Annotated in this window: 1 protein-coding gene; it reads left to right on the top strand. The window is 68.0% G+C overall.

Features of this window, described 5'->3' with window-relative positions; genetic code table 11:
- The first annotated feature begins 79 nt into the window (after positions 1-79).
- Positions 80-1036 (top strand): IS481 family transposase, encoded by a 957-nt coding sequence (locus tag ACWGKI_RS20875; protein WP_452189586.1) that lies wholly within the window; start codon positions 80-82, stop codon positions 1034-1036.
- Positions 1037-1057 lie beyond the last annotated feature (21 nt).

Genomic DNA, 1057 nt, shown 5'->3' with positions numbered 1-1057 from the left:
TGGTGCCAGTTCGGGTTGTCGAAGGGAGGACCTCCGGGCTTAGTGGAGATGTCGAAGTCTTCACAACCCGGAGGTCCTCGTGTCTCACGCTAATGCCCGTCTGACCGTTCGCGGCAGGATGTTGATCGTCGAGCGTCGCCGGCAGGGGTGGAAGCAGGCCCACATCGCCGCGGCGATGGGTGTCTCACGCAAATGCGTCAGGTACTGGCTGGCGCGGTTCGCGACCGAGGGCGAGGCCGGCCTGGCGGACCGATCGTCGCGCCCGCACCACTGCCCGACCAGGACGAATGCTCAGGTCGAGGCGAAGGTCGTGGCGATGCGCCAGGCCGAGCGGCGCGGGCGGGACCAGATCGCGGCAGAGCTCGGTGTGCCGCCCCGGACCGTGTCTCGGGTCCTGGCCCGTCATCACATGCCGCACCTGGCCCTGCTCGACCCGATGACCGGAGAACGCTTGCGGGCCTCCAAGACGACCGCCGTGCGCTACGAACGCGACCGCCCGGGCGAGCTGGTGCACATGGACGTCAAGAAGCTCGGCCGCATCCCCGCCGGTGGCGGGTGGCGGGCCCTCGGCCGCGAGAACCGCGAGAAGACCCGCAGCCGGAAGGACAAGATCGGCTACGACTACGTCCACTCCCTCGTGGACGACCACTCCCGCCTGGCCTATTCCGAGATCCTCCCCGACGAGAAGGGCCCCACCTGCGCCGACTTCCTGGACCGGGCGATCGCCTACTTCGCCGCCCACGGCATCACCCGGATCGAACGCCTCATGACCGACAACGCGTGGGCCTACCGCTGGTCACTACGCCAGATCTGCACCGCCCACGACATCCGGCAGAAGTTCATCAAGCCCCACTGCCCCTGGCAGAACGGCAAGGTCGAAAGACTCAACCGCACCCTGGCCACCGAATGGGCCTACCGCCAGGCCTTCACCTCGAACGACGAACGCGCCGCAGCCCTGGCACCCTGGATCGAGTTCTACAACACCCGACGCCGCCACCAAGCCCTCGGCGGCCTCCCACCGACCAGCCGGCTGTAACCAACGTCGTGACCGGGTACA

It is taken from the genome of Isoptericola sp. NPDC055881, assembly GCF_053615895.1.
Note: the sequence above shows the minus strand (reverse complement) of the source record. Positions and strands in the feature narration are given on the sequence as shown.